A 25765-nucleotide genomic window follows, 5' to 3' on the forward strand; every position below is an offset into this window, starting at 1 on the left:
TTTTCCTTTCTAATTTGCATGATTTCCTGCATTTTCATCTCTGTAGGCCACGGCCTCCCGGTAGATGGCATCCTCATCCAGCGTCCGGATCTCATAATCCTTCATGAGGATCCGGCCGCCGCAGATGGAATCCCGCACATCCCCGGCATTCACGCTCTCCAGTACTGTGTTGGCCATATGGCCGTATACTGCCATACAGATCCGGCGCTTGTCAAGTCCGATCAGGTCCGCCCGGGCTCCCGGCACGATGCGGCCGTCCCTGTCCGGGTCCCCTCCCAGGCAGGCCTGCCCGCCCCTGGTGGCCATGGCAAGGATCGTCTTGGCCGGCATCACCGCCGGCTCTGCGAGGGGGACGCCCCAGGTCAGGTTCATGACGGAGCGGAAGATCTTCATTTCATTAAAGAGGCTCAGGCCCCCGTGAGCGGCCCCGTCCGTCCCGAGCCCCACCGTGATCCCCCGGCTGATAAGCTCCGGCGTCCGCGGCGCCGCCTTGCCGCAGTTGCTGAAGGGGCAGTGGCAGACCTTCACGCCCCGCTCCCCGAGGAGGGCTGTCTCCCGCTCTGACAGGAGCAGGCTGTGGGCCCCCAGGAAATCCGGTCCCAGCACGCCCAGGCTGTCCAGGTATTCGTAGGGCCGCATCTGCTTCCTCTCCATATAGTAATTGATCTCGCCCGGATACTCGTTCATATGCGCCTGCAGCATAGTCCCCTGCTCCCTGGCTCTCGCCGCGGCCATGCGGATCAGTTCCTCGGAGCAGGAAATGAGGGAGCGGAGGGAGTAGTAAACTTTAAGATTTCCTTTTCCATGAAATGCTTTATAAAGTTCATCGGTTCGCCGGATCGCGGTCTCCCCGTCCATGGCAATGGAGTCCGGCAGTCCCTTCTGGTCCATGGTGGAGAAGGAGAGAGCCCCCCGAAGTCCGCTCTCCTCATACACCGCGGCGGCCTCCTCCATAAAGTAGCTGCCCGCGTCGATGAACCCGGTGGTCCCGGCATGGATCATCTCCACCGCCGCCATCCGGGCGCTGAGCCGCATCTTCTCCGGCGTCAGGGTGCTCTCGTAGGGCAGCATGATCCGGGTCCAGATCATGGGCATGGCGTCCAGCACCTGCCCCCGCAGGAGCTGCTGTCCAGTGTGCATGTGGCTGTCCACCAGCCCGGGCATGTAGACGCAGCCGCTGCCGTCCGTCTCCTCCTTCCACGTATAGGCCCCGGCCAGCTCCTTTAAGGGGCCGGTGGCCTCGATCCTCCCGTCCCGGATGAGGATGCTCTCTCCCTTTCGCAGCTCGAAATCTTCATCCAGGTAGTCGCTGCCGCGGATGAGAAGATCCGCTTCTTTCTTGTTCGTCCTCTCTTCCATATCCTGTGCCCTCCTAGATCGCATGGGTCAGGGACAGCACCAGCTCGGCGATGCAGGCGGACCCAAGGAAGGTGCCTGTCATGACGAGAATGCCCACGATGATCATCTTCCACCCCTGTTTTACGAAGGATTTCACCTGATCCCCGATGGAAATGCCCGCGTAGGCCCCCACAAGGGTGAGCGGCGCTGTGAAATTGATGCTGTTCGCCGAGGCGATGACAAAGTCCCTGGCCGGACAGATGGGACTCGCCACCAGAAGGCCGATGATGGAGCAGTACGCCACGATGGGCAGCTTCAGCGGCACGACTTTGCTCACCACCACCGCCGCCGCGGAGATGCCGAGGAGGATGAGGATCCCCGGCAGGGACTCCATGAATCCCACGTCAAATCCGACAAAATTGGCAAGGGCAATGCCAAGCCCCGATATGACAAGTAAAAGACCCCACTCTGCGTACCTCATCTATCTTACCTCCTGTTCTGCGGCCACTGCAGCCACTGCCGCCTCTGCGCCCTCTTTCTCATCTTCCTGTTCTTCCGCCGCCTTTCTACGGCTCTCCAGCACCTCGCTGGGCTCCCGCCTCAGCCTGGCAATGGGCGGTTCCAGGAGCTGGTAGAGCTTCTTTGTGAGGGGGATCCCGATGAAGATCGCCACGTAGATCCCGGTGATGCCGGACAGCGTCTCGCTTGTGCTGGCGAGGGCCGACAGCTCCGCGGCCATATCCGGGTAGACAAGAGCCAGGCTGGCCGTGGCGCTGGCCATGAGGATGCCCGCCCCCACCCCGGAAGCCATGCCGAGGGCATAGGGATGAAAGAGGTTCAGGGCCGCCACCATGGTCGTCATAAAGCCGAAGTAGATGGTACCCACCATGCCGCCCACCACGTAGATGGAAAGGCTCCCCGCGTCTCCGGGGAATCCGGCCCAAACATATCTGTGATCAGCGCCAGGTTCGACTCCCGGTTGATGGAGTGGGTGGCGCCGATGGCTTCCCGCTTCAGACCGAGGAGCAGGGCGAAGGGCAGCGCCAGAAAGATGGTTCCCAGGTTCCCGATCTCCTGGAAGATAAGCGCCGGACCTGCGGAGAGCACGACCTCGATGCTGGCCCCCGCATTGATCCCCAGCTTGGCGATAAAGGGACAGATGGCCACGATGACCAGCTTGGACGCCGCCTTTACCTCCTTCTTCTTAAAGATCTTCAGCGCCTCCGGCCCGGAGAGGATCCCCAGGATCAGGGCGTAGAAGATGGGGAAGAGGATCAGCGTCCCGGGCCCGACAGGGACCTGGATCTGCCCGATGGAGTCCGCGATCACAATAAAAATGAACGCCACGATAAAGATCTTGTATTCTGCCCGAAGCCCTGAAAGACAGATACACGATCCGCACATACCCGGCCGGGACCATCATCCACCAGAAGGACGCCGAGCTGGATTACTTCGGCATTGTCTGCGAGGGGTACCACCGGGTCATCAATGAATTTGAAAATGGAAATGTTTTTATGATTGAAAGAAATGATCCGATTGACTTTATCGGAGAAGTGACGATCCTGGCAGGCAAGCCTCGCACCTCGGTCACCATCGAGACGACGACCCCCTGCACGGTGCTCTATTTCTCCCGGAAAGACTTTGAGGACTGGATCGCACAGGACATCCACTTTCTGCGGCTCGTCTCCCGGAAGGTGGCCTACAAACTGTACCGCTCCTCCTGCAACCGGGGGAACCGCCTCTTCTACCCGCCCCAGCACCTGCTGCTCGCCTATTTCCTGCAGTACATCGAAGAGTATCAGTCCCCGGTCGTAAAGCGGACCCGGGAGGAGATCCACGAGGAGACCGGCATCTCCGTCAAGACGCTGAACCGGACCATCCGCCGGCTGAAGGAGGAGGGCCTGGTGGGGATCACGAAGGGGAAGGTGACCATGACGCCGGAGCAGATCGCCAGGGCAAAAGAGTACATTGGAAAACAGACATGCAAGGGTAAGGTATAGCTCCTGAAATCGTCGCAATCATCGTGCAACGATTTCTTTTTCGTTGCACAACGATTGCGACGAAAACCACTAATGATCCGCCGTGACATTTCGCATATATTTCGTTCCCCTTCCTGCGCCTGCCTTTTGGATCAGGCCTTTTTCTATCATTCCATTCAATGTCCGGAGCAGGGTATCTTTCTTTATTCCCGTACTTCTCTCCATCTGTATCCTTGTCATCTCTTTTTGCTTCTGCATCTGTTTCCAGACGATCCTTTCCATTTCTGTAAGTTCGCCCATTTCTTCAATCACCGGCAAAACCACTTTAATAGAATTCTCGAACACCTTATAAACCGGCTTTTTCAGGGAATTTTGATACAAATGATTGATCCTCAGAATACCCGTCCCGAATTTTTCAATATATTTTAATCGGAAGAAAACATTTCCTATGATCGGATTTCTCAAAATGGATATCTGCCCATTCACATACTCATCCGCACTCAGTTCTGACGGCAGACCTCCGGGCGAGCTGATCTCAATCCTGTCTTCAAACATGCTCACTTTTATGGACGCCTTTACATCCCATGCCCGGTGGACCAGCGCATTGGCGATCGCCTCCCTGTAGGCTTTCTCCGGGATCTTCTCAATCGTTCTTCTTTCCATTCCGTCTATTTTTTCATATTGATAATATTTCCGGTACATTTCCATACTCTTCTCAAGCTGGATCAGGAGCGATACCTTCTCTACAACTTCCCTGTCCATGATCTCGTCAATATCTTTTCCGAATCTGACCATGTCCACACCTTTAAAATCGTTTTTGTCCGCAAGAAGCGCCGCCGCATTATTATAGCCCTTTCTCTCAGAGTAGAGTTCCAGCGTCTTTAAAATATCTTTATCCAGCTTCTCCACTTCCAATACCCGGACCAGTTCCTCCTCCAGTCTGGAAAATGTAAGTTCCTGCCGGAGCGCAGGCATTTCCTCAAAGGATTGTCCCTGCCCTTCTAAAATCAGTCTGCTGTATTCCAGTCTGTCGACTTCTATCGTCGCCGTATCATTTCTTTTGTAGGCTTTTCCTTTATACATATAAGGCTTATACATTCCTTCAAAAACCGTTAAAGAGATACTATTTCCCTCCTGAATTTCCAGTGCATATTCCGGCACCGGACTGATGCTGTCATTGATTTTATTTTCCAGATTTAATTTTGCTTCCACCGGATCATTGACTCCCAGAATTTCACCGTCATCTGAAACTCCAAAAAGAATTTTTCCTCCTCCGTAATTGGCATACGCACTGACAGTTTTCAGAAAAGTATTGGAGCTGATCGTCGCTTTATATTCTAACTGTTTGTTTTCTCCCACTTTCTTCACCTCCTTTTTACAGTATAAAATCATCGCAAACAATTTGCAACGATTTCTTTTTCGTCGCAAAATGTTTGCGATGATTCTATTTTTCGTTGCACAACAATTGCAGCGAAAATTGCTTTTTTCTCTTCTTCCCGCGCTATGCCATCACCGGCTTCATGGCCTCCGCAAGCTTGTCCTTCTCTGCCTGCGCGGCCTCCAGATCTTTTCCTACGGTCGTGTAGTAGATCTTGATCTTTGGCTCTGTGCCGGAGGGGCGCACGATCACTGTCTCGTTGTTCTCCAGCTTGTAGATCAGCACGTTCGCCGCGGGAAGTCCTGTCTCCTCCGGCTTCGTGTAGTCTGTCACGGACGCAACCTTGTAGCCTGCGATCTCCTGCAGCGGGTTGTCCCGCAGTCCCTGCATGATGCCGGCCATCTTGTCCATGCCGCTCAGGCCCGGGAACTCAAAGCTGTCCACCTTGTTCAGGTAGCGGCCGTACTGCGCGTAGATCTCTTCCATCCGCTGCTTCAGGGAGCTTCCGATGCTCCGGTAGTAAGCGGCCATCTCACAGATCAGCATGGAACCGATCACAGCGTCCTTGTCACGCACATAGGGGCCGGCCAGGTAGCCGTAGCTCTCCTCGAAGCCAAAGATGAAGCGGTCCACCTCGCCTGCTGCCTCCAACTGCGCGATCTGGTCTCCGATCCACTTGAAGCCGGTCAGCACGCTGCGCAGCTCCACGCCGTAGTGCTCCGCCACCGCATCGGCCAGCGGGGTGGAAACGATCGACTTCACAGCCACCGGGTCCGCCGGCATGGTTCCCTTCTCGATGCGTCCGGCGCAGATGTAGTCAAGAAGAAGAACGCCCACCTCATTGCCGCTCACCAGCTCGTAGGAGCCGTCCGGGCATTTCATGGCGATCCCCACGCGGTCCGCATCCGGGTCCGTGGCCAGCATCAGATCCGCGCCTGTCTCCTTCGCCAGCTCCAGGCCCTTCTCCAGCGCGTCAAAGATCTCCGGGTTGGGATAGCTGCAGGTCGTAAAGTATCCGTTGGGATACTCCTGCTCCGGCACGATGGTGATATCCGTCACGCCGATGTCTTTGAGGATCTGGGTCACCGGCACAAGTCCGGAACCGTTTAAGGGGCTGTACACCAGCTTCAGTCCGGCTGTCCTGCAAAGGCCCGGGCGGACCTGTCTGGACTCGATGGCGTCGTAGAGGGCTCTCTTGCAGTCGTCGCCCACGAAGCGGATCAGCCCCTCTTCCACACCCTGAGCGAAGGACATGTATTTCGCTCCCGTGAGCACGTCCGTCTTCTGGATCTCCTCGTAGACAATGGCCGCCGCATCGTCCGTCATCTGGCATCCGTCCGGTCCGTATGCCTTGTATCCGTTGTATTTTGCGGGGTTGTGGGAGGCTGTCACCATCACGCCCGCGTTACAGTTGTAGTACCGCGTTGCAAAAGACAGCGCCGGTACGGGCATCAGTGCGTCGTAGATCCTGACTTTGATCCCGTTGGCCGCCAGCACGCCGGCCGCGTTCTTGGCGAACACATCGCTCTTTAAACGGCTGTCGTAGCTGATCGCCACCGTCTGCGTGCCGCCCTGGGTCTTCACCCAGTTGGCCAGACCCTGCGTGGCCTGTCTCACAACATAGATATTCATGCGGTTCGTGCCCGCTCCGAGCACGCCGCGAAGTCCGGCCGTGCCAAACTTCAGGGCCACGGCGAACCGCTCCTTGATCTCCTCGTCATTGCCTTCGATCCTTGTCAGTTCCGGCTTCAGATCCGCGTCTTCCAGATCCGCTTCCATCCAGCGCTTGTAATCATCCTGATACATGTTTAACCACTCCTGCTTTTTTTATTTGTGTAAAAACACCCGTTACAAATAATATACCATGTTTGCAGCGGCACGGCAATTCAATAAACGGCAAATATTCCCGGTAAAACTACCGTTTCCGCTCCAGATTGGCCCGCTCGTCATGAGCGTGGCCGAAGGTTTTTCAGACATGAAAAACGCCCCCATTACCTGTATCGTTTTATTCCTGCGGATGGATCATCACCTTGATGGAATCGCTGCTCATCTGCATCTGCAGGGCCTCCTCCATCTGCTCCAGGCCGTAGTGATGGGTGATCAGTTTTCTGATCTCCAGCCTGCCGCTGTTTAGCAGATTTACCGCCCTCTGGTGAGTGTCCGGGTTGATCATGGATCCCGTGATGCGCAGTTCTTTCTTATAAACGTCGAACAGCGGAAGAGACGCCTCCGCCTCCGGGGCCGGCACGCCGAACAGAAGAACGCTGGCGCCGAACCCGGCCGCCTGAAACGCCTGCTCTATGGTCGGCCTTCTGCCCACGCACTCGATCACTACGTCCGCGCCGTCCCGGCCCGTCTCCTCCAGAAGACGCGCCCGGATTTCCTCCCGGACCGGATCGATCACCGCGTCCGTCCCCACTTCCAGCGCGATCTTTCTGCGAAGCGCGATCGGCTCGCTCAGGATCACTGCGCCTGCGCCGGAGAGCCGCGCCATCTGCACCATGAGAAGCCCGATGGTCCCGCCGCCGATCACGAGCACGCTCTGGCCCGGCCGGATCCCTGCTTGATCAATACCGTGGATGACGCAGGCCAGCGGCTCCGCCATGGCCGCCACATCAAAATCCAGCGCCGGATCCACTTTGAACACCTGTGTGTCCCGACACATGCAGTACTGCGCGAACCCGCCGTCCACATTGACGCCAAGGGCAAAAAGATTCTCGCAGTTCTGCTTCTTTCCCATCCGGCAGGGCATGCATGTCCCGCAGTACATATTGGGATCCATGGCCACGTGATCCCCCGGTTTCACAAGGGTGACCCCGCTTCCCACCGCCTCGACCACGCCGGCGAACTCATGTCCCAGCACAACCGGCGGCGTCACCTGCGCCGATCCTTTCTCCCCTTTATAGATATGGATGTCCGTGCCGCAGATGCCGCACGCTTCCGTCCGGACCAGCACTTCATGGGGGCCGGGCCCGGCAAACTGCATATCGCGCACTTCAAATCTGGGCGTGTGATCCGCCCCTAAAAAATAGGTCCCTTTCATTTTCTTCCTTCCTTTCCCGTTCTCTCTTTATCTCTTGCTCCTGCCTGTCTCTTCTGCCTCTATCATACGTCTGCAAGGCGGCGTTGGCAAGACTCTCTTTCCCATAAAACAGGGCAGGACATACAGCATGTCCTGCCCCGCGCCTGTGTACAAGTATTACGCCGTATAGATCGACGATTCGGTGTCCCCGCCTGTACCCGTCCAGTTCGTGTGATAATGGCGTCCGCTCGGATCGTCCACCCGCTCGTAGGTGTGCGCGCCGAAATAATCCCTCTGCGCCTGCAGAAGATTGGCCGGCAGCCGCTCGCTCCTGTAGGAATCATAGTAGGCCACAGCCGCGCTGAGCGCCGGGATCGGAATGCCGGCTTCCACCGCCCGAGCGCAGACCTTCCGAAGTCCCGCCTGGGCGCCCTGGAACGCATCGCAGAAATACGGATCCAGCAGCAGGTTGGTCAGGCTGTTATCCCTGTCAAACGCCTCCTTGATCTTTCCGAGGAATACGCTGCGGATGATGCAGCCGCCCCGCCACATCAGGGCAATGCTCCCGTAACTGAGCTCCCACCCGTATCCGGCTGCAGCCGCCCGAAGAAGGCTGAAGCCCTGGGCGTAGGAGCAGATCTTCGCCGCGTACAGGGCGTCATGGAGGGCGGGCAGCATCTCCTCCCTGCTGCAGCCTGCGGCCGGCGAGGGCCCGGCCAGCCTCCGGGAGGCCTCCGTTCGTTCTTTCTTCATGGCGCTTATATATCTTGCGTACACGGCCTCCGAGATCAGGGTCAGCGGCACCCCCTCATCCAGCGCTGCCTGGCTGGCCCATTTGCCTGTTCCTTTCTGCCCGGCGCTGTCCAGGATCTTCTCCACCAAAGGCTCGCCGTCCTCGTCCCGGTACTGCAGGATATCCGCTGTGATCTCCACAAGATAGCTGTCCAGGACACCCCGGTTCCACTCTCCAAAGATCTTTCCGATCTCCTCGTCCTCCATATGGAGACAGTTTTTCATCAGCGAATACACCTCGCAGATCAGTTCCATATCCCCGTATTCGATGCCGTTATGCACCATTTTCACAAAGTGGCCGGCGCCGCCCTCTCCGACCCAGTCGCAGCAGGGCTCGCCATCCGTCTGGGCGCAGATCTTCGTAAAGACCGGCTTCACGTACGGCCATGCCTCCGGATCGCCGCCGGGCATAAGGGAAGGTCCTTTTCTCGCGCCTTCTTCCCCGCCGGACACACCGGTCCCGATAAAGCGGATCCCTTTTTCCTTCAGGGCACGGTACCGTCTCTGCGTATCCTGATAGAAGGAGTTCCCGCCGTCGATCAGGATATCTCCCTCCTCCAGCAGCGGGAGCAGTGTGTCGATCACCTCGTCCACCGGGGAGCCGGCGCGGATCATAAGCATGATCCGGCGCGGCCTCTCAAGGCTCTCCACCAGTTCTTTCCAGGAATACGCCCCTGTAAAATTGCGCCCCTTTCCGTTCCCGTCCATAAAAGCGTTCACAACGCCGTCCCGCACATCGAACACGGTTACGCGAAACCCTTTCTCCTCCATATTCATTGCAAGGTTTTCACCCATGACAGCCATCCCTACGACAGCTATATCTGCTTTTTTCATCATTGACCGCTTCCCTTCTGCATTTATCTGCTAATCCTTGCGTTTCCACTGTAAATCTGCCGCAGCATCTGCTCATCGTCCGGCTGCGCGTAGTCGTTGGGCGTCGTCACCGCCATCGCCCCGCAGGCCCAGCCAAGCCGGATCCAGTCCCCGGGCTCGTATCCCCTGAGGATGCCGTACAGAACGCCGGAGGCGAATCCGTCTCCTCCTCCGATCCGGTCAAGGACCGCGATCCTTCTTGGCTCTTCCGTATACCAGTCCTCCCCGGCAAGCATGACTGCACCCCACAGATTCTCGCCCGCGTCCAGCTCGCCCCGGATGGTGCTCGTGAGAAGATACGCGTCCGGATACCGGGCGCGGACCTGCCGCAGCATATCGCGGAACGTTCCGGGACGCTCCGGGTCGAGGGCAAGCGGCAGCAGATGCCCGTTTTCGTCCATCGGCTGGAAATTCATCAGGATATCCGCCTCCGACGCGATCCTGGAAAAGATCTCCGTCAGTTCCTCCTGCCTTCCCTTCCAGAAAGATTCCCTGTAGTTCATGTCAAAGGAAATGAGGGTACCCGTCTGTTTTGCCATTCTTGCCAGTTCCAGGCAGAATTTCCCCGTCTGCGGCGACAGCGCCGCGATCAGGCCGGACATGTGGAGGATCTTCACGCCGTCCCTGACAAACAGCTTCTCCAGGTCGAAATCTTCCAGGTCCAGCGTGCGCCCCACTTCTCCGGCCCGGTCGTTATACACTCTGGCGCCGCGCACGCCGAAGCCGCTCTCCGCAAAATTGATCTGATGGCGCAGTCCCCACGGACCGCCGGACTCCCGTTCCGGTCCTTCGTACGCAATGCCCCGGGCCCGTAGCTGCGCCCGGATAAATCCGGAGATCGGACTTCCCTTCACAAAAGCCGTAAGCACTTTCGTCCGGCAGCCAAGAGCGGCCGGAACCGAGAGCACGTTGGATTCGGCGCTCGTAGCCTGCATGGTAAACCGGTTGCTGATGCTGATCTGCTGCCGTCCGTCCGGCGCCATCCGAAGCCCCATGCTGGTAGGCGCCACCACGTCATAAAGCGCTTCTTTCCTGCATTTCATCCCCGTCTCTCCTTTCCGTCTACTCGTCTGACGGATCTACGTCGATCAGCACTTTCATTGTTGTCTCCCGGTTGTTGTCAATATACTCGTATGCCTTCTGGTAATCCTCAAAGGCAAAGTGCTGGCTCATCAGAGGCCTGAGCTGTATTTTCCCTTCTCCGACGCACCGGATCGCATCCACATAGTCTTCATGCCTGTACATCATGGATGTATTCAGATCCAGTTCCGAGTCGTTCAGCTTGGCGAGGTCCACATTCGCCATGGCCCCGAACACTGCCACCAGAATGATCGTGCTTCCTTTGCGGGCGTTCTGGATCGCCTGGTTCATCGTAGTATCATTGCCGGCGCAGTCGTAGATCACATCCGCCTTGTCAGGGCCAAACTCCCGGATCATGGCCTCCCCGAAATCCTGCTCTTTCGTGTTGACCGCGGCATCGGCGCCCAGCTCTTTCGCCAGCCCGAGCCGGTACTCTGACACATCCGTGATCATCACCTTGCGGGCTCCAAGCGCTTTGACCGACTGGGCAAGGAGCAGACCGATGGGGCCGCACCCGAGGATCGCCACATTTGCGCCCTGAAGCCCGGGAAAACGCTTCGCCGCATGGATCGTCACAGCCAGCGGCTCCAGCATCGCCCCCTCGTCATAGGTGAGGGAATCCGGGATCGGTGTGATCTTGGACGCGTCCACCGCAAAGTATTCGCTGGCTGTCCCGGTTGTCTGGAAGCCCATCACCTTAAGCTCCTCGCAGAGATTGTATTTCCCGTGGGTGCAGGGATGGCAGTGCCCGCAGAATACCTGGGGCTCGATCGTCACTCTGTCGCCGGCGCGGAGATCTTTGACGCCCGCTCCGGTCTTTACGATCTTTCCTGACACCTCATGCCCCTGTGTGACCGGGTAAGAAGTATACGGGTGCGTTCCGTGATATACATGGATATCGCTTCCGCAGATCCCGATCCGCTTGATCTTTACGAGCACCTGCCCCTCGCCCGGATCCGGGACCGGCACCTCCTGAAAGATGATCTTCTTTGGTTCCGTCATGACTTCCTGTTTCATTGTTTCCATTTCTTGCGCCTCCTCATGGTTTGATATCTTTCTTTTGCAGTACAAACTGTTTCGCCGACACCCCTGTGTACTCTTTAAAAACTTTTGAAAAATATTTCTGCTCCGGATAGCCGACCGCAAGCGCGACTTCATAGATCTTCATATCTGTCGTGAGCAGCAGCTCCTTTGCCTTCTCCATCCGGATCCTGCGCACATAAGAGGAGAATGTCTCTCCCGTTTCTTTCGTAAACAGCGTGCTGATATACTGCGGCGTCACTTTGTATACATCCGCATAGGTGCTCAGGGAAATATGGGTCGCGTAGTCCCGCTTTACTGCGTTCATAACTGAGTATACCAGATCCGAGTATGCGCCGCCATCCCCCGGTGCCTCCCTTTCCGTCAAAGTATCCTGCGGATTTAATTTCTCCAGCAGCCTTTTCACATCGGAGACGGTCACAGGCTTCAGCAGATAATCCGTCACCCCGTAAGAGATCGCCGTCTGCGCGTAGCTGAATTCCGCATAGCCGCTCAGAATGATAAAGATGCATCGGATATTCATCTCTCTGACCTTGCGGATCATCTCCAGGCCTTCCATCTTCGGCATGCGGATGTCAGTGATCACGATATCGGGCAGCATATCCTGGATCATCTTAAGTCCCTCCAGCCCGTCTTCTGCCTCGCCGATCACTTTCACTCCCATATCCAGCCGCCGGATAAGTTTGCACAGGCCTTCCCGGATCCGCAGTTCATCTTCCACGACGATTAATGTTTTCAATCCATTCACTCCTTCTCTTTTCCGTCAGAAGGTTCCTTCCTCATCTCCGGTATGATCAGTACAAATTCCGTGCCCCGGCCGAGCTCGCTCTCGACCCGGATCTGCGCCTCGTCCCGGTAATAGATCTTCAGTCTGTTCACCACGTTGCTCAGGCCGATGCTGCGGCTGTCCAGCGCCTTCTTCTCCAGTATGTTGCGCCGGAGGTCCTCCAACTGTTCAGGAGACATGCCTCTTCCATTGTCGCTGACAGTGATCTGCAGCTTGCCGTCTTCCCGCACATATGCCTTCACCATGATCACGCCGCCTTCGCCCGTCTCCCGGAAAGCGTGCAGGATGCTGTTCTCGATCAGCGGCTGCAGGAGCATCTTGTAGATCGGGTAATCGAGCGCTTCGTCCGTGATCTCGTACGTACAGTCAAAGGAATCATCGAACCGTTCCCGCTGGAGAAACACATATTTTTTCAGCCATTCGATCTCAACGGAAAAAGGTACGATGCCGTTGATATTCGATACGCTGTAACGCAAAAGGCTGCCCAGCATGCTCAGCATATCGCTGATCTCCTCTTCGCCGGCATCGATGGCCCGCCAGTTGATGGAGTCCAGCGTATTGTACAGAAAGTGCGGGTTGATCTGCGCCTCCAGCGCTTTGATCTCCGCGTTTTTCTGGCGTTCCGACGCCTCCCGGATCTCGCTGTTTTTCTGCTTGAGAGCCTCGACAAGAGACGTATTCCGATCCACCATCCGGTTAAACTGATGGGAGATCAGATACAGATCGTCATCCGGGGACAGATGCACTTTCAAAGAGCGGCTCTCGTCCGGATCGTAGTTCTCAATGGCCTCCCCTATATTCCGGATCTCACGGATGTAGCGGCCGGTAAAACGCATGACCACAATAAAGAATGCAGCCATGATCACGATCATGAGCAGGAGCACGATGGTGCTGAAGTTCCGGACCTCCCGCCTCTGTATATCTTCGTCCACAATGTAGGAGGCGGTCCAGCCGCTGTCCCCGATCTCCTGGTCGATCCTGTAACAGTTTCTGCCTCTGTATTCCTCCTGCAGATAAGACGAAAACTCCCGGCCGACACTCCGGCTGTCTGTCCCGTTCAGGATCTCCCCGCCCGGTCCTGTCACCACCGTCTCCACGCCTTCGTTGCTCGCCGCCCCCTGCTGGTAGAGGAGCATCTGCGTGCTGACTGCGTAAAGCAGCAGCCCGCTCCGCTCCTTTGTGTACAGATCCCGGACCGGCATGCCGATCAGCACCACCGGATCCGACTGCTGCATCCCTTCCAGAAGATCATAGGCCGCAGTGATCTTACGTCTCTGCGGATCCCCGATCTCATCCCGGATCTGCTGCCGGCTGTCTGCCGTCATCCACAGGGGCATCCCGTTGCGGTCATACCACTTGGAGTAGGACACGTACAGATCATTATCTGCTATAAACGCCGCGCTCCGCACATAGCCGAGGGAGTAGACCGCCGCCTGCAGCTCAATCTGCATATTCTGGAGATCCGCCGTGTACAGTTTGTCCTCCTCGTTGATCGCGGAAGCAAGATTGATAAAATCCCGGTTTGTGATCAGCTCGAAAAAGGAATCCTCATAGTTGTTCAGCCTCTCTGTAAGAAGGAGATCGTGCTGCCTCGCATTCTGCTGTATCAACTGCCCGGACTGCCTGTAGAGGCTCCGGGAGTAGATCTCATTTGCCACGATGATGACAAGGATCGTCGGAACGACAGACAAAATGACAAAGATCATCATAACCCGCCTCAGCAGCATGCTTCTTTTTTTCTTCGTTCCCGTATGTTTCAGCAAATCATCAATCCCCTTCTTTTCCTGCAGATAGCCCAGGCCGTTGTTCTGACCATTATAGCACGGCAACCGGCACTTTCAAATCCATACCCTGTTCCGCCATGCACACAGCCGTCAGATTGTTCCCTCCGTCCGCCGTGACGCTGACCTGCCCGTCCGTACTGCACATGCGGACATGGACCGGATTCTCTCCCTTCATATCCGGGATCGAGATCTCTGCCGGCACCCTGTCAACAGGCTGGTAGATCTTCAGCACCGTGCCGGTCTGATAATCGTAATCCGGCCGGTCTTCTGTTTCTCCTACCGGCAGGATCGTGTTCTCGCGCACGAGCAGCGGAAGATGGAAGTAGTCAAAGGTCTCTTTGTACCATCTTCCCCCTTCTTTCACTTCGCCGGTCAGATAATTGGTCCAGCGTCCTTCCGGCACATAGTAGGTAACCTCCCCGTCCGCCCGGAACACCGGCGCCACAAGAAGGGAATCTCCCAGCATGTACTGTCTGTCCAGCATCGCGCAGGTGGGGTCGTCCGGAAATTCCATGACCATGGGGCGCATCATCGGGATCCCTTCCTCGTGCGCTTTTACCGCCATCGCGTAGAGATACGGCATGAGTGAACATTTCAGCTTCACGAAAGCGCGGAGGACGTCGCATGCCTCCTCGTCAAAAAGCCAGGGCACCCGGTAGGATGTGGATCCGTGAAGACGGCTGTGGGAGCTCAAAAGCCCGAACTGACACCAGCGCTTGTATACGTCGGCTGTAGCCGTCTGCTCAAATCCGCCCATATCGTGGCTCCAGAAACCAAAGCCTCCCATGGAGAGGGACAGTCCGCCCCGCAGGTCCTCCGCCATGGACGGATAGGTGGCCGTACAGTCCCCGCCCCAGTGTACCGGGAACTGCTGGCACCCGGCCGTCGCGGAGCGGGCGAACAGGCACGCTTCCTTTTTCCCAAGCTTCCGCTCCAGCAGCTCAAATACCGTCTTATTGTAAAGATATGTATAGTAATTGTGCATCCGCACCGGATCGCTGTGATCGTAGTATTCGATGCCTGTCACCGGGATCCGCTCGCCAAAGTCCGTCTTAAAGCTGTCCACGCCCATGTCGATGAGGGCTTCCAGTTTATCCTGATACCACTTGCAGGCGGCCGGATTCGTAAAATCGACAAGGGCCATGCCGGCCTGCCAGAAATCCCACTGCCACACGGTTCCGTCTGTATTTTTTACAAAGTAGCCATTCTCCATTCCCTCCCGGAACATGGAGGACTTCTGTCCCACGTAGCTGTTGATCCAGCAGCAGATGTGCAGGCCTCTCTCCTTGTAGCGCCGGATCATGGCTGCCGGGTCCGGGAACGTATCCGGATCCCATGTGAAGTTCACCCACTCGTATCCCTTCATCCAGAAACAGTCAAAGTGGAACACATGGAGTGGGATATCCCGGTCCGCCATGCCCTGTATGAAACCGGTCACCGTGTCTTCGTCATAGCTGGTCGTAAAGGATGTGGTCAGCCACAGGCCGAAGGTCCACGCCGGCGGAAGGGCCGGCATGCCGGTCAGTCTGTTGTACATCTGTACGGTCCCCTTCGGCGTGCCGCCGTTGATGATGTAGTAATCCAGACACTCTGTCTTCATGGAAAACTGCACCCGCTCTACCTTCTCGCTTCCGACTTCAAACTGCACGTCCCCCGGATTGTCAACGAAGACGCCGTACCCCTTACTGGTCACATAGAACGGGATATTCTTATAGGTCTGCTCGGACGCCGTGCCGCCGTCCTCATTCCAGATCTGGACTTCCTGGCCGTTCTTGATGAAAGGCGTGTACCTCTCGCCAAGTCCGTAGACCTGCTCTCCCACATCGAGGAGGAGCTGTTCCACCATGTAATCTGTCTTTTCTTCCCTGTCGTACATGCAGGCCGCGTTGCGGTAGCCGGAGTCGGTCAGAAGTTTCCCTTCCGACCGGTATTCCACATGCCAGGCATTCGGCCTTTTGTCGATCACCGCCTCCGTCTTCCCGGAAGCAAACACCAGACGGTCTTCCTCCTCCCTGACAGAGACGAAATCCCCGCTCTGCTGTGCTTTCTGGAAGTGAGGCGCCCGGTTCGGCCTGCCTGCAAAGTGCACGATGGACACTTTGATCACATCCGGCATGGGACTGGAAAAGGTGAACGTCAGCATAGGCTGATTCAGCGTGTCTCCCCTGTCCCCGATGTGGTTGGTCGCCGCGTAGACCGTCAGTTCATTCCCCCGCACTTCATGGTCCCAGTATTCGACCGCATAGCGCGGTTCATAGCGGTCCCGGATCCTCCAGTACCCGAATGTAAATTTCATCTGTCTCTCCCTCCCTGTCTCTTAAAAGGTCCTTCCGTTCCGTGTAAACAGCGGGATCTGCTCAAGCGGAGCATCAACTGCAACGGACTGTCCGCCTGCCAGCGTCTCTCCGGTCCAGTAATTTGTCCACTCGGATCCTTCCGGAAGGTATACTTCACGGCTTCTTGCTTTGTCGTAGAGGACCGGCGCCACAAGGACGTCCGGACCGAACATGTACTGGTCCTCGATCTCCCACGCTTTTGCGTCGTCCGGCGCGTCATAGAAGAGCGGCCGCATGACCGGCGTTCCCTTCTCATGCGCTTCCCGCATCAGTTCTGTGATATAGGGCTTCATTTTCTCCCGGAGCGCAAGGTAGCTGCACAAGATCTCATATGCTTCCTCGCCGAAGGACCATACCTCGTTGTCCGCGCCGGATACGCAGGCTGCGCCGCCCTCCTTGCCCATCGGCGGCTTGTGGGGCTCCCTGTCTCCGTGAAGCCTCATAACCGGGCAGAATGTACCGTACTCAAACCATCTGACAAGCAGTTCCCGGAAGTCAGGATCGTCCGGATTCCCTCCGTGGAAACCGCCGATATCCGTCGTAAACCACGGGATTCCGGCGATGCCCATGTTCAGCCCGGCAGCCACCTGGTTGCGCAGCGATGCGAAGCTGGAATGGATGTCTCCCGACCACACAAGAGCGCCGTACTTCTGGGATCCGGCCCAGGCGCAGCGGAGCAGGTTGATAATGTTCTCCTGGCCTTCCGCCTTCATGCCGTCGTAGAACGTCTTGGCGTACAGCTCCGGGTACACGTTGCCGATCTGAACGTTCGGCCCCAGATAGTAGCGGTAGTTTTCAAAATCATATACGGTATACTCCGGCTCCGCCTCATCCAGCCAGAAGATCCGAACTCCCTTGTCGTAGTAGTTCTTTTTCGCCTTATTCCAGAGGTATGCCCTCGCATCCGGATTCGTGGCGTCATAGTGGATCGTATTGCCCTGGAAGTCCATCACGATGCGGAAGCCCCGCTCTGTGCGCACCAGGTAGCCCTTCTCCAGCATCTCCTCATAGTTCTCGCTTCTGTAGTCCACCGTCGGCCAGATGGAAACCATCAGCTCGATCCCCATCTCTTTCAGCTCCCGGATCATGGCGTCCGGATCCGGCCAGTACACCGGATCAAACCGCCAGTCGCCCTGGAGCGGCCAGTGGAAGTAATCGATCACGATCACAGAGATGGGCAGCCCCCTTCTCTTGTATTCCCTGGCTACGTGAAGCAGTTCGTCCTGCGTCTGGTAGCGCAGCTTGCACTGCCAGAAACCCATGGCGTACTCCGGCATCATGGGAACCGTTCCCGCCACCTTCGCGTAGCTCTCCTCGATCTGCGCCGGCGTGTCGCCCGCCGTGATCCAGTAGTCCAACTGCTTGGTGGAGTAGGCCTCCCATGTGGTGATATTCTTTCCGAAGATCACCCGCCCGACAGCCGGGTTGTTCCAGAGGAAGCCATATCCGAGGGAGGAGATCATGAAGGGCACGCTGGCCTGGGAATTTCTCTGCGCCAGCTCCAGATCCGTTCCCTTCAGATCCAGATATGGCTGCTGATACTGTCCCATTCCGTAGATCTTCTCGTTCGCCCCGGAGACAAACCGCATGGACAGATGATAGTCCCCGCCGATGTTCGGTTTGAACTCCCTGGCGTCAATGTCCAGGGCGCTGCAGTAATCCGCATACACATCCTTGCGGTTTCTCAGGTACTCTTCCAGCAGCACCTCTCCCTTGCTGTTGCAGAATGTCAGCTTCCCTGCCCGGGTGATCTTTGCGCAGATCTTTCCGTTGCAGATGGAGGCTGTCTTTTCCTCAATGCAGATCTGTGCTTCCGTCTTCCCCGGCTCCATCGCCAGTGCCCAGTTATCTTCTGTAAACGCCGCGTTCTTCGTCGCCCGGACGCGGAGGGAATCCGCCCCCCAGGGTTCGATCCTTACGGTCTCAGCGTCATAGTGATAGAGCAATGCTCCGTTTTCATTTTTAAATACAGCCATTCTTTTTTCCTCGTCTTTCACGTTATATTTTTTTCTGTACCTATCCTTTTACAGATCCGCTTGTCAGTCCTTCCACGATGTACTTCTGCATGGTGACAAAGATGATCACGCACGGGAGGATGAGCAACACGCCGTACGCCATGATGCTGTTCCACTTCGTGCCGTACTGGTTCATAAAGGTGTAGATCGCGGATGTCATGGGCCGCATGTTCTCCGCCGTGTTGAACGTCATGGAGTATGCCAGGTCATTCCACGCATACACGAAGCCGAAGCATCCTGCCGTGATGACCGCCGGGCGGGAGATGGGGACAACGATCTTGAAAAATGCCCGGAGCGTCCCGCACCCGTCGATCTTTGCAGCCTCCACAAGTTCAGTGGAAATGCTCAGGAAACTGGGCCGGAGCATCAGGACGACAAACGGGATGGAGATCGTCGCTGTCGAGAGGATCGGCGCCAGGTATGTGTTGAGCAGCTCCAGGTTGGAGAAGATCAGGAACAGCGGGGTCAGCACAAGAGACGCGGGAAGCATCTGCGTTGTCAGGAAGATCAGGATGAAGAATTTCCCGCCCTTTATCTTATACTTCGCCAGTCCGTATGCCGCCGGTACCGAGAGCACCATGGAGATCACAAGGGATCCGACCGCTATAATGATCGAATTCTTAAGCGTTGTCCCGAGCGCCCCGAACTGCTCCCCGTACGCTTTCAGCGTAAATTCATGGGGCCACAGGGTGGGGATCTTCGCGAAGATCTCACTGTCGATCTTAAACGAGTTCACAACGATCCAGTAGATCGGGAACAGAAACAGACAGCACAGCACAACAGCCAGGATATTAAAGGCAATATTTTTTCTCTTTTCCGCCGGTGTCTGGTATACTTTTTTCTCTTTTTTCTCCCTGCTCATATTAATCCACCTCACTCTTTGATATGGTTCTCAGGTAAATCAGCGCCACGATAAACAGGCAGACAAACAATACGCATGCCGCCGCTGCCCCCTGTCCGAACTGGAACTGCTGGAAGGACAGCTTATAGGAATAGGTGGAAAGCACCTCTGTGGAGTCTACCGGTCCTCCGCCCGTCATGACATACACAAGATCAAACACCTTGAAAGTAAGGACGAAACCGAGGACAAGGGTGGACATGATCGTCGGCTTTAACAGGGGGACTGTGATCATAAAGAACTGCTGTTTCTTCGTCGCCCCGTCGATGGACGCCGCCTCATACACATCCAGCGGAATATTGTTCAGGCCCGTTGTGAGCAGGAGCATGTTGAAGGGGATGCCTACCCACGAGTTCGCGATGATGAGCACCGCCATGGCCGTGCCGCCGCTCAGAAGCCAGCCCACCGGTTCGTCTATGATGTGCAGGTTCATCAGGATCGTGTTGATGATGCCGGAATCCTGGGAGAACATGAATTTGAACACAAGCGCGGTGACTGTGACCGGAAGCATCCAACTGATGACCACAAGGCCGCGGATCGGCTTGGCAAGCGTAAATTTCTTTGAGAAGAACATGGCAAGCGCAAATCCGAGCGTAAACTGAATGATCAGGCAGCCGATGGTGTAAATGAACGTATGCTGTATGGACCTGGCGAACGTCGGATCGGCAAAGATCGTCTGGTAATTGGTCAGACCGATGAACGCGCGCCCTGCATCCTTCAGCGTATAGGCCGTCGCATCCTGGAAACTGATGACCCAGTTATAGATGATCGGATACCCGATAAAGACAAGCATATATATGACAGCCGGCAGCACGAACGCATAGCCGACCCATCTTCCTTTTTCTCTTTTTTTCACAGCAATTCCTCCTATTTGAAAAGGGCTGTCAGGCATATGCCGGACAGCCCTTCTTCCATCTAAGGTGATAAAACGTTTCTAACGGCTATCTATTTATTTTCAAGCCCTGCGATGGTTGTCGCCGCTTCATCCATTGCGGCATCCACATCTTTCGCTCCTGTGATCACCTGCTGCTGTGCATTGTAGATCGCAGCGGAGAGCTCCGGCCAGGACGGAGACGGTCCACGGGACTGTGCGTTGGGCATGATCTCCGCGAATACTTTCCAGTTCGGCTCATCCGCGTAGAGGCTCTCTGTATCCACATCGCTTCTCGGAGACAGACGTCCGATAGACTTGCAGATCTCAGCGGATTTGTCTTTGCTCATGATCCAGGATATGAACTCCCAGGAAGCTTCCACATTGGCGCCTGTGCAGATACCGATGTTCTCGCCGCCGAGGCAGGAAGCGTAATCGCCGTTATCTGCCTTCGGAACCTGTGCCACCGCATACTCAAGATCCGGCGCATCCTCAGCAAGTCCGGAGAACTGCCACGGTCCGTTGATCATCATGGCTGCTTTGCCGGAAGCGAACTGTTTCTCCGCGTCAGCCTGCGTCCAGTTTACGCACTCGCTGCTCACATAGCCGCTGTCAACCAGACCCTTGATGTAGGACATAGCCTCTTTGGACTCAGCGGAGGAAAGATCGTCTACAGATCCGCCTGCGGACAGAAGCCACGGCATGAACTGGAAGGTTCCCTCCTCATTATTGATAGCGGAGATGGCCAGGCCGTATGTACCGTCCTTTGTCAGCGCCTCGCACGCCGCCTCCAGCTCGGACCATGTCGTCGGGACCTCTACGCCCGCCTCATCGAGCATCTGCTTGTTGTAGAACAGGCCCAGGCAGTTGTTGCCCCACGGAAGTCCGTACAGCTTGTCGTCATAGTAGCAGGAAGAAATAGATCCCTCGAGGAAGTTCGTATCACCGGACTCCTCGTACAGATCCGTAATGTCCTCGAACACGCCCATGGCCGCGTAGGAGTTGTGATCCGGGTTGTCCACCATTCCCACATCCGGGAGCTCGCCGGATACAACGCCGATGGTGTACTGCTTCATCAGTTCCTCACGGGGAAGATACTGCGCTTCCACATAGATCTCATCCTGGGATTCATTGAACTCATCTACTGCCTCCTGCACGAATTTTCCTTCCTTGTCAGTAGACATGTAGTGCCAGAATGAGATGGTTATCTTACCGTCCGCATCCGCGCTGGATTCTTCCGATCCCTCTTCCGCCGCCGCGGTGTCGTCTGTGGACGCGCTGTCGCCACCGCCGCAGCCGGCAAGTGTGAGCGCTGTCATAGACATCACCATCATGATTGCTACGAGTCTCTTTTTCATAAGTTACCCTCCTTACGTTATTTTTTCTGTTAAATTCAGTATAGCAGTCACATTTCACAAAAAAACTTCCAATATTTTAAAAAAAGTATACTATCTTCATAACAGATGTGCATTCCCGTCAAATGATCCGGATGCGGTTCTAATTTTACTTTTTTGTGATCCTGTCACAGAAATTTTCCGCTTTTGGGTATATCCTATATGTAACAGGAGAGGAGGTATTCATATGTTAAAAGGAAAAGTAGCCGTGATCACCGGCGGAACAAGAGGGATCGGATTTGCAACTGTTAAAAAATTTCTGGAGAACGGAGCGGCCGTGGTGCTGTTCGGCTCCCGGCAGGAGACGGTAGACAAGGCTCTCTCCGCATTGAAGGAGGAAAATCCGGACTGGCCCGTGTCCGGCGCGTGGCCGGACCTTGGAAGCGAAGAGGCCGTAGCGGCAGAGCTGGAAAAGATCAGGGCAACCTACGGAAAGATTGACATCCTGATCAACAATGCGGGCATGTCCGACAGCAAGCCTGTCACCGAATACACCTCGGAACATTTCGAGAAGATCATGAAGCTCAATGTGGGAGCCGCCATGAACTGCATCATCCCCGTTGTCAGGATCATGAAGGAGCAGGGCGGGGGCTGCATCCTGAACACAAGCTCCATGGTAAGCATCAGCGGACAGCCTTCGGGCGTGGCTTACCCGGTCAGCAAGTCGGCAGTCAACGGTATGACCTGGTCCCTGGCAAGAGAGCTTGGCCCAAGCAATATCCGGGTCAATGCGGTGGCACCGGGCATCACCAACACCGACATGGTGGCCGCCCTTCCAAAGGACATGATCCAGCCGCTGATCAACGCCATTCCCCTGCGAAGGGTCGGAGAGCCGGAGGACATCGCCAATGCCTTCCTGTTCCTGGCAAGCGACCTTGCCAGCTATGTAACCGGAGAGATCCTTTCCGTGGACGGGGCAATGCGGACCTGATCTGCCGCGGTATACAAAGAGGGTGCCCGGACCGTTGGTCCGGACACCCTCTTCTTTTTACTCCCCGTACCGGATCCGGTCGGTCAGGCTCATCCTGCGGAAGTTCCGGGACACAGCGCAGGTCAGGATCATCTGCAGCGCCGCCACCGCCACGGCCAGGACCGCCGCCTGGATCCCCGGATAGTGATACACGGTGATATTCATCATATTTTCTGCTTTGGCATACAGGAAGATGCCGTATCCGGCCAGGCTTCCGATCCCCAGCGCCACCAAAAGGGTGCCAGCCGTGTAGAAAAGCCCTTCCAGCTGCAGCATCCGCACCAGCTGCTTTTCCGACATGCCGATGGCCTGGATGATGCCCAGTTCCCGTCTCCGGGTGTAGATGCTGTTGACCATGGTGTTGATCAGGTTCATCACGCCCACCGCGCCCAGGATCAGCAGAAAGGCGTAACCCAGCACGGTCATGACGGTGACCGCCGTCTCCCAGGTCTCCACATGCTTTTCAAAGCTGTCGGTGGTCAGATAGACGCTCGTCTTTGCCAGGTTCTCCAGGTTCGTATAGGCTTCCTGCCGTCCGGTCTGACCGATCCCTTCTTCCAGCCGGATCACGCAGATGTCGCTTAAGTCTGCCCCTGTGATCTTCGCCAGCACAGAGTCCGGCAGCAGAAAGTTGCTCCCGGATACGGCCGAAGGATACTCTCCGACGGCGGCGATCTCAAAGGTGCGCTCCACCGTCCCCTCCGGGGTCTCCAGTTCCATCCGCACCGCGTCGCCCAGCTTCAGTTCCGGGAACCAGCGCAGCATATCCTCAGAGACCAGGATCTTCTCTCCCTCTCCCAGTTCTTCCCAGGTAACCGCCCCTTCGATCTGGCAGTTCTCTACGATCTCCCGGTAAGATTCATCCAGGCCCTGGATGCTGGCGGAGGCGATCTCCCGCTCCGGATCCAGATCCGCCAGCGTTCCGGTAAGATAGGTCTTCACTTTGACTTCCTCCACTCCGTCTACGGCCCGGATCTGCTCCAGCAGTTCCCCGTTCAGCGGGTTGTTCTGCATCAGATTCACCCAGGCCCGGTCCGGGTTCATCTTGTCCCCCTCCCAGCTGTCCACGGCGATCTCATAATCCCCCTCAAACTCCTGCTTTGCGATCTCCTCCGGATCGGCGCAGCTAAGGACGGTGGCCACTGCCATGAAGAGGATTCCCACTGCGCCCAGTGTCACGATGGTCAGGACGGATCTTTTTTTATTCCGGGACAGGTTGGAGCGGGTCAGTTTTACAAGACTCATCTCTGCAAATCCCTTCCGCTCCTTTTTCTTCTCCCGGATCTCTCCCTGATACCGCATGGCCTCCACCGGAGAGATCTTCGCCGCCATCCGCATGGGCTTTACCAGGGACAGATACACCGTAACCAGCACGGTCAGGATGGTCAGGATGTAAACCCACCCATACAGAACCGGCACCTGTCTCTGCTCCAGCAGTTTCATGCAGATCCGGTTCATTTCCATGGCCGCCGCGTTGGTCTGCACGCCTTCCCCGCTGATCCGGTAGATCCAGCGGATCACCGGGCCTGCCAGAATGCTCCCCAGAAGAAGCCCCAGTGGCAGGGAAAGCGCCGTCACAAGCAGGCCTTCCCGGAAGACGATCTGCCGGATCTGCCGCCTGGTGGCTCCCATGGCCTTTAATTTTCCATACTCCTGAACCTTCGGGATCATAGAGACATAGTGGATGCTGTAGATGGTCAGCACGCCCGCCGCCATCACCACCAGGATGATACAGACAACGGCGAAAAGAGCCGCCGGGTCCGTATAGTTGGCCATCAGATAATCGGTGTTGATGACCACGTTGTCCTCCGATACGCCAAAATCCGCGCCAATCTCCCGGACCCGCTCTTCAATGGCGTCCGTGGTGGCCACATTTTCCCCCACATCCTGAAGGCGGAACATCACCCGGTACTCCCGGTCTTTTGCCAGAACCGACTGTTCCAGACAGTCCCTGGACACCAGCACCGAGTAGGCTTTGTTTTCCTCGTCAATCTCTCCTTTTAGAAATCCGCTGATCCGGAAGGTATCTTCTTTCTGATACCCCAGTCCGCCGTCTTCGTAAAGCTGAAGCGGAAGCGTCACCGTATCCCCGATCCCGGCAGTGATCCCGTACTCGGCAAGCAGTCCTTCCGGAAGCGCGATCTCATTTCCTGCTTTTGGAAACGCGCCCTCTGCCAGTTCTATTTTGTTCAGTTCCAGAGCCTGTGCATCCATCCAGAGAAACAGGATGGTGGAATCATCGTCCACCCCTTCCCCCAGATCCGAGCGAAGCCCCACTTCCTCCATATCATTGTGGCTTTTCAGCTTCCCCGCATCCTCTTCTGACACCTGCCGGAACATGGCGTGATAAGGCGGATAGTAGGCGTTCACAGCTGCGAACCGCACTTTGACAGAGGCATATCCGACCGTCAGCACCATAAAGATCAAAAGAGTGGTCAGGATGATGGCTGCCCCGCTGATCATGTTCCGGGTCCGGTTCTGCCGCGCATTGGCAAGGGCTGTCTTTGTCACTGTCTTCATGACCGCACCACCTTCCCGTCCTCGATGACGATCATCCGGTCCGCCATCTGGGCAATGGTCTCGTCGTGGGTGATCATAACCAGCGTCTGACCGTATTCGGTCACGCAGTGTTTCAGAAGGCTCACCACCTCGATCTCCGTCCGGGAGTCCAGGTTGCCGGTGGGCTCATCGGCCAGGATGATGGCCGGGCGTGAGGCCAGGGCCCTGGCAATGGCCACCCGCTGCTGCTGTCCCCCGGACAGGGTGCCCGGCAGGGCGTGGAGCCGGTCTGACATGCCGATCTTTCGCACGATGTCCATCACATACTCCCGGTCCACTTTCCGGCCGTCCAGCCCGATGGGCAGCACGATATTTTCCCATACATTTAAGGACGGCACCAGATTGTAACTCTGGAAGATAAATCCGATCTTCCGCCTGCGGAACACGGCCAGCCGGTCGTCCATTAACCGGAAAATGTCCCGTCCTTCCACCAGCACCTTGCCGGAGTCGGGCCGGTCCAGTCCCCCCAGCATGTGCAAAAGCGTGCTCTTTCCCGAGCCGGAACGCCCCACCACTGCCACAAATTCTCCAGGCTCCACGCGGATATCGGTGTGGTCGATCGCTTTTACCAGATTGTCACCGGAGCCGTAATATTTGACCAGATCTTTTGTCTCTAAAATCGCCTTCATTGTAAGCCTCCTCTTTGTG

General features: G+C 56.4%; 19 protein-coding genes and 1 pseudogene. 2 read left to right on the forward strand and 18 right to left on the reverse strand.

Annotated features, from left to right (window positions below; translation table 11 throughout):
• Positions 1-9: 9 nt before the first annotated feature.
• The 3 genes and pseudogenes from H6A20_RS01090 to H6A20_RS13970 all read right to left on the reverse strand — a co-directional run bounded on the left by H6A20_RS01090 (position 10) and on the right by H6A20_RS13970 (position 2742).
• A complete protein-coding gene (locus H6A20_RS01090) occupies positions 10-1359 on the reverse strand; it encodes an amidohydrolase family protein (protein ID WP_204905298.1) in 1350 nt (449 codons plus the stop codon).
• Between the two features lie 13 nt (positions 1360-1372).
• Positions 1373-1819, reverse strand: a complete 447-nt coding sequence (locus tag H6A20_RS01095) for a hypothetical protein (RefSeq protein ID WP_204905299.1) — start codon at positions 1817-1819, stop codon at positions 1373-1375.
• Positions 1820-2742, reverse strand: a pseudogene (locus tag H6A20_RS13970) (DUF3100 domain-containing protein). It lies immediately after the preceding gene.
• Between H6A20_RS13970 and H6A20_RS01105 the strand changes: the two are divergent.
• Positions 2733-3338, forward strand: a complete 606-nt coding sequence (locus H6A20_RS01105) for a Crp/Fnr family transcriptional regulator (protein ID WP_338106539.1) — start codon at positions 2733-2735, stop codon at positions 3336-3338. The pseudogene H6A20_RS13970 and the gene H6A20_RS01105 overlap by 10 nt on opposite strands.
• Positions 3339-3407: 69 nt before the next feature.
• Here H6A20_RS01105 and H6A20_RS01110 read toward each other — a convergent pair whose 3' ends face one another.
• From H6A20_RS01110 to H6A20_RS01170, 13 genes are all read right to left on the reverse strand, one after another.
• The gene (locus H6A20_RS01110) at positions 3408-4676 is read right to left on the reverse strand and encodes an RNA-binding domain-containing protein (protein ID WP_338106534.1); all 1269 of its coding nucleotides are present in this window, start codon (positions 4674-4676) and stop codon (positions 3408-3410) included.
• 142 nt (positions 4677-4818) lie between these two features.
• The gene (locus H6A20_RS01115; protein WP_204905300.1) at positions 4819-6501 is read right to left on the reverse strand and encodes a phospho-sugar mutase; all 1683 of its coding nucleotides are present in this window, start codon (positions 6499-6501) and stop codon (positions 4819-4821) included.
• A gap of 199 nt (positions 6502-6700) precedes the next feature.
• Positions 6701-7738, reverse strand: a complete 1038-nt coding sequence (locus H6A20_RS01120; protein ID WP_204905301.1) for a zinc-dependent alcohol dehydrogenase family protein — start codon at positions 7736-7738, stop codon at positions 6701-6703.
• Between the two features lie 156 nt (positions 7739-7894).
• Positions 7895-9343 (reverse strand): decarboxylating NADP(+)-dependent phosphogluconate dehydrogenase, encoded by a 1449-nt coding sequence (gnd, locus tag H6A20_RS01125; protein ID WP_204905302.1) that lies wholly within the window; start codon positions 9341-9343, stop codon positions 7895-7897.
• A gap of 23 nt (positions 9344-9366) precedes the next feature.
• The gene (locus H6A20_RS01130; RefSeq protein WP_204905303.1) at positions 9367-10425 is read right to left on the reverse strand and encodes a sugar kinase; all 1059 of its coding nucleotides are present in this window, start codon (positions 10423-10425) and stop codon (positions 9367-9369) included.
• Positions 10426-10444: 19 nt separating this feature from the next.
• Positions 10445-11479, reverse strand: a complete 1035-nt coding sequence (locus tag H6A20_RS01135; RefSeq protein ID WP_204905364.1) for a zinc-dependent alcohol dehydrogenase — start codon at positions 11477-11479, stop codon at positions 10445-10447.
• Positions 11480-11501: 22 nt separating this feature from the next.
• Positions 11502-12242: a response regulator transcription factor gene (locus tag H6A20_RS01140; protein ID WP_204905304.1), complete on the reverse strand. Its 741-nt coding sequence runs from the start codon at positions 12240-12242 to the stop codon at positions 11502-11504.
• 5 nt (positions 12243-12247) lie between these two features.
• Positions 12248-13999, reverse strand: a complete 1752-nt coding sequence (locus H6A20_RS01145) for a sensor histidine kinase (protein WP_204905305.1) — start codon at positions 13997-13999, stop codon at positions 12248-12250.
• A 106-nt stretch (positions 14000-14105) separates the two neighbouring features.
• Complete coding sequence (gene yicI, locus H6A20_RS01150; protein WP_204905306.1) at positions 14106-16370, reverse strand: alpha-xylosidase; 2265 nt, start codon at positions 16368-16370, stop codon at positions 14106-14108.
• A gap of 21 nt (positions 16371-16391) precedes the next feature.
• Positions 16392-18386, reverse strand: a complete 1995-nt coding sequence (locus H6A20_RS01155) for a glycoside hydrolase family 31 protein (RefSeq protein ID WP_204905307.1) — start codon at positions 18384-18386, stop codon at positions 16392-16394.
• A gap of 40 nt (positions 18387-18426) precedes the next feature.
• Positions 18427-19287: a carbohydrate ABC transporter permease gene (locus H6A20_RS01160; protein WP_204905308.1), complete on the reverse strand. Its 861-nt coding sequence runs from the start codon at positions 19285-19287 to the stop codon at positions 18427-18429.
• A gap of 1 nt (position 19288) precedes the next feature.
• The gene (locus tag H6A20_RS01165) at positions 19289-20179 is read right to left on the reverse strand and encodes a carbohydrate ABC transporter permease (protein WP_338106535.1); all 891 of its coding nucleotides are present in this window, start codon (positions 20177-20179) and stop codon (positions 19289-19291) included.
• 89 nt (positions 20180-20268) lie between these two features.
• Positions 20269-21552 (reverse strand): ABC transporter substrate-binding protein, encoded by a 1284-nt coding sequence (locus H6A20_RS01170; RefSeq protein WP_204905310.1) that lies wholly within the window; start codon positions 21550-21552, stop codon positions 20269-20271.
• 223 nt (positions 21553-21775) lie between these two features.
• Between H6A20_RS01170 and H6A20_RS01175 the strand changes: the two genes are divergently transcribed.
• On the forward strand, positions 21776-22519 hold the full coding sequence (locus H6A20_RS01175) for an SDR family NAD(P)-dependent oxidoreductase (protein ID WP_204905311.1): 744 nt from the start codon (positions 21776-21778) through the stop codon (positions 22517-22519).
• A 57-nt stretch (positions 22520-22576) separates the two neighbouring features.
• On the opposite strand, the gene H6A20_RS01180 is transcribed toward H6A20_RS01175, so the two are convergent.
• Positions 22577-25078, reverse strand: a complete 2502-nt coding sequence (locus H6A20_RS01180; RefSeq protein WP_204905312.1) for an ABC transporter permease — start codon at positions 25076-25078, stop codon at positions 22577-22579.
• A complete protein-coding gene (locus tag H6A20_RS01185) occupies positions 25075-25746 on the reverse strand; it encodes an ABC transporter ATP-binding protein (protein ID WP_204905313.1) in 672 nt (223 codons plus the stop codon). The genes H6A20_RS01180 and H6A20_RS01185 overlap by 4 nt, the downstream gene beginning before the upstream one ends.
• Between the last annotated feature and the right edge of the window lie 19 nt (positions 25747-25765).

This window comes from Mordavella massiliensis, assembly GCF_016901695.1.
In the GTDB taxonomy this organism is placed as follows: domain Bacteria; phylum Bacillota; class Clostridia; order Lachnospirales; family Lachnospiraceae; genus Claveliimonas; species Claveliimonas massiliensis_A.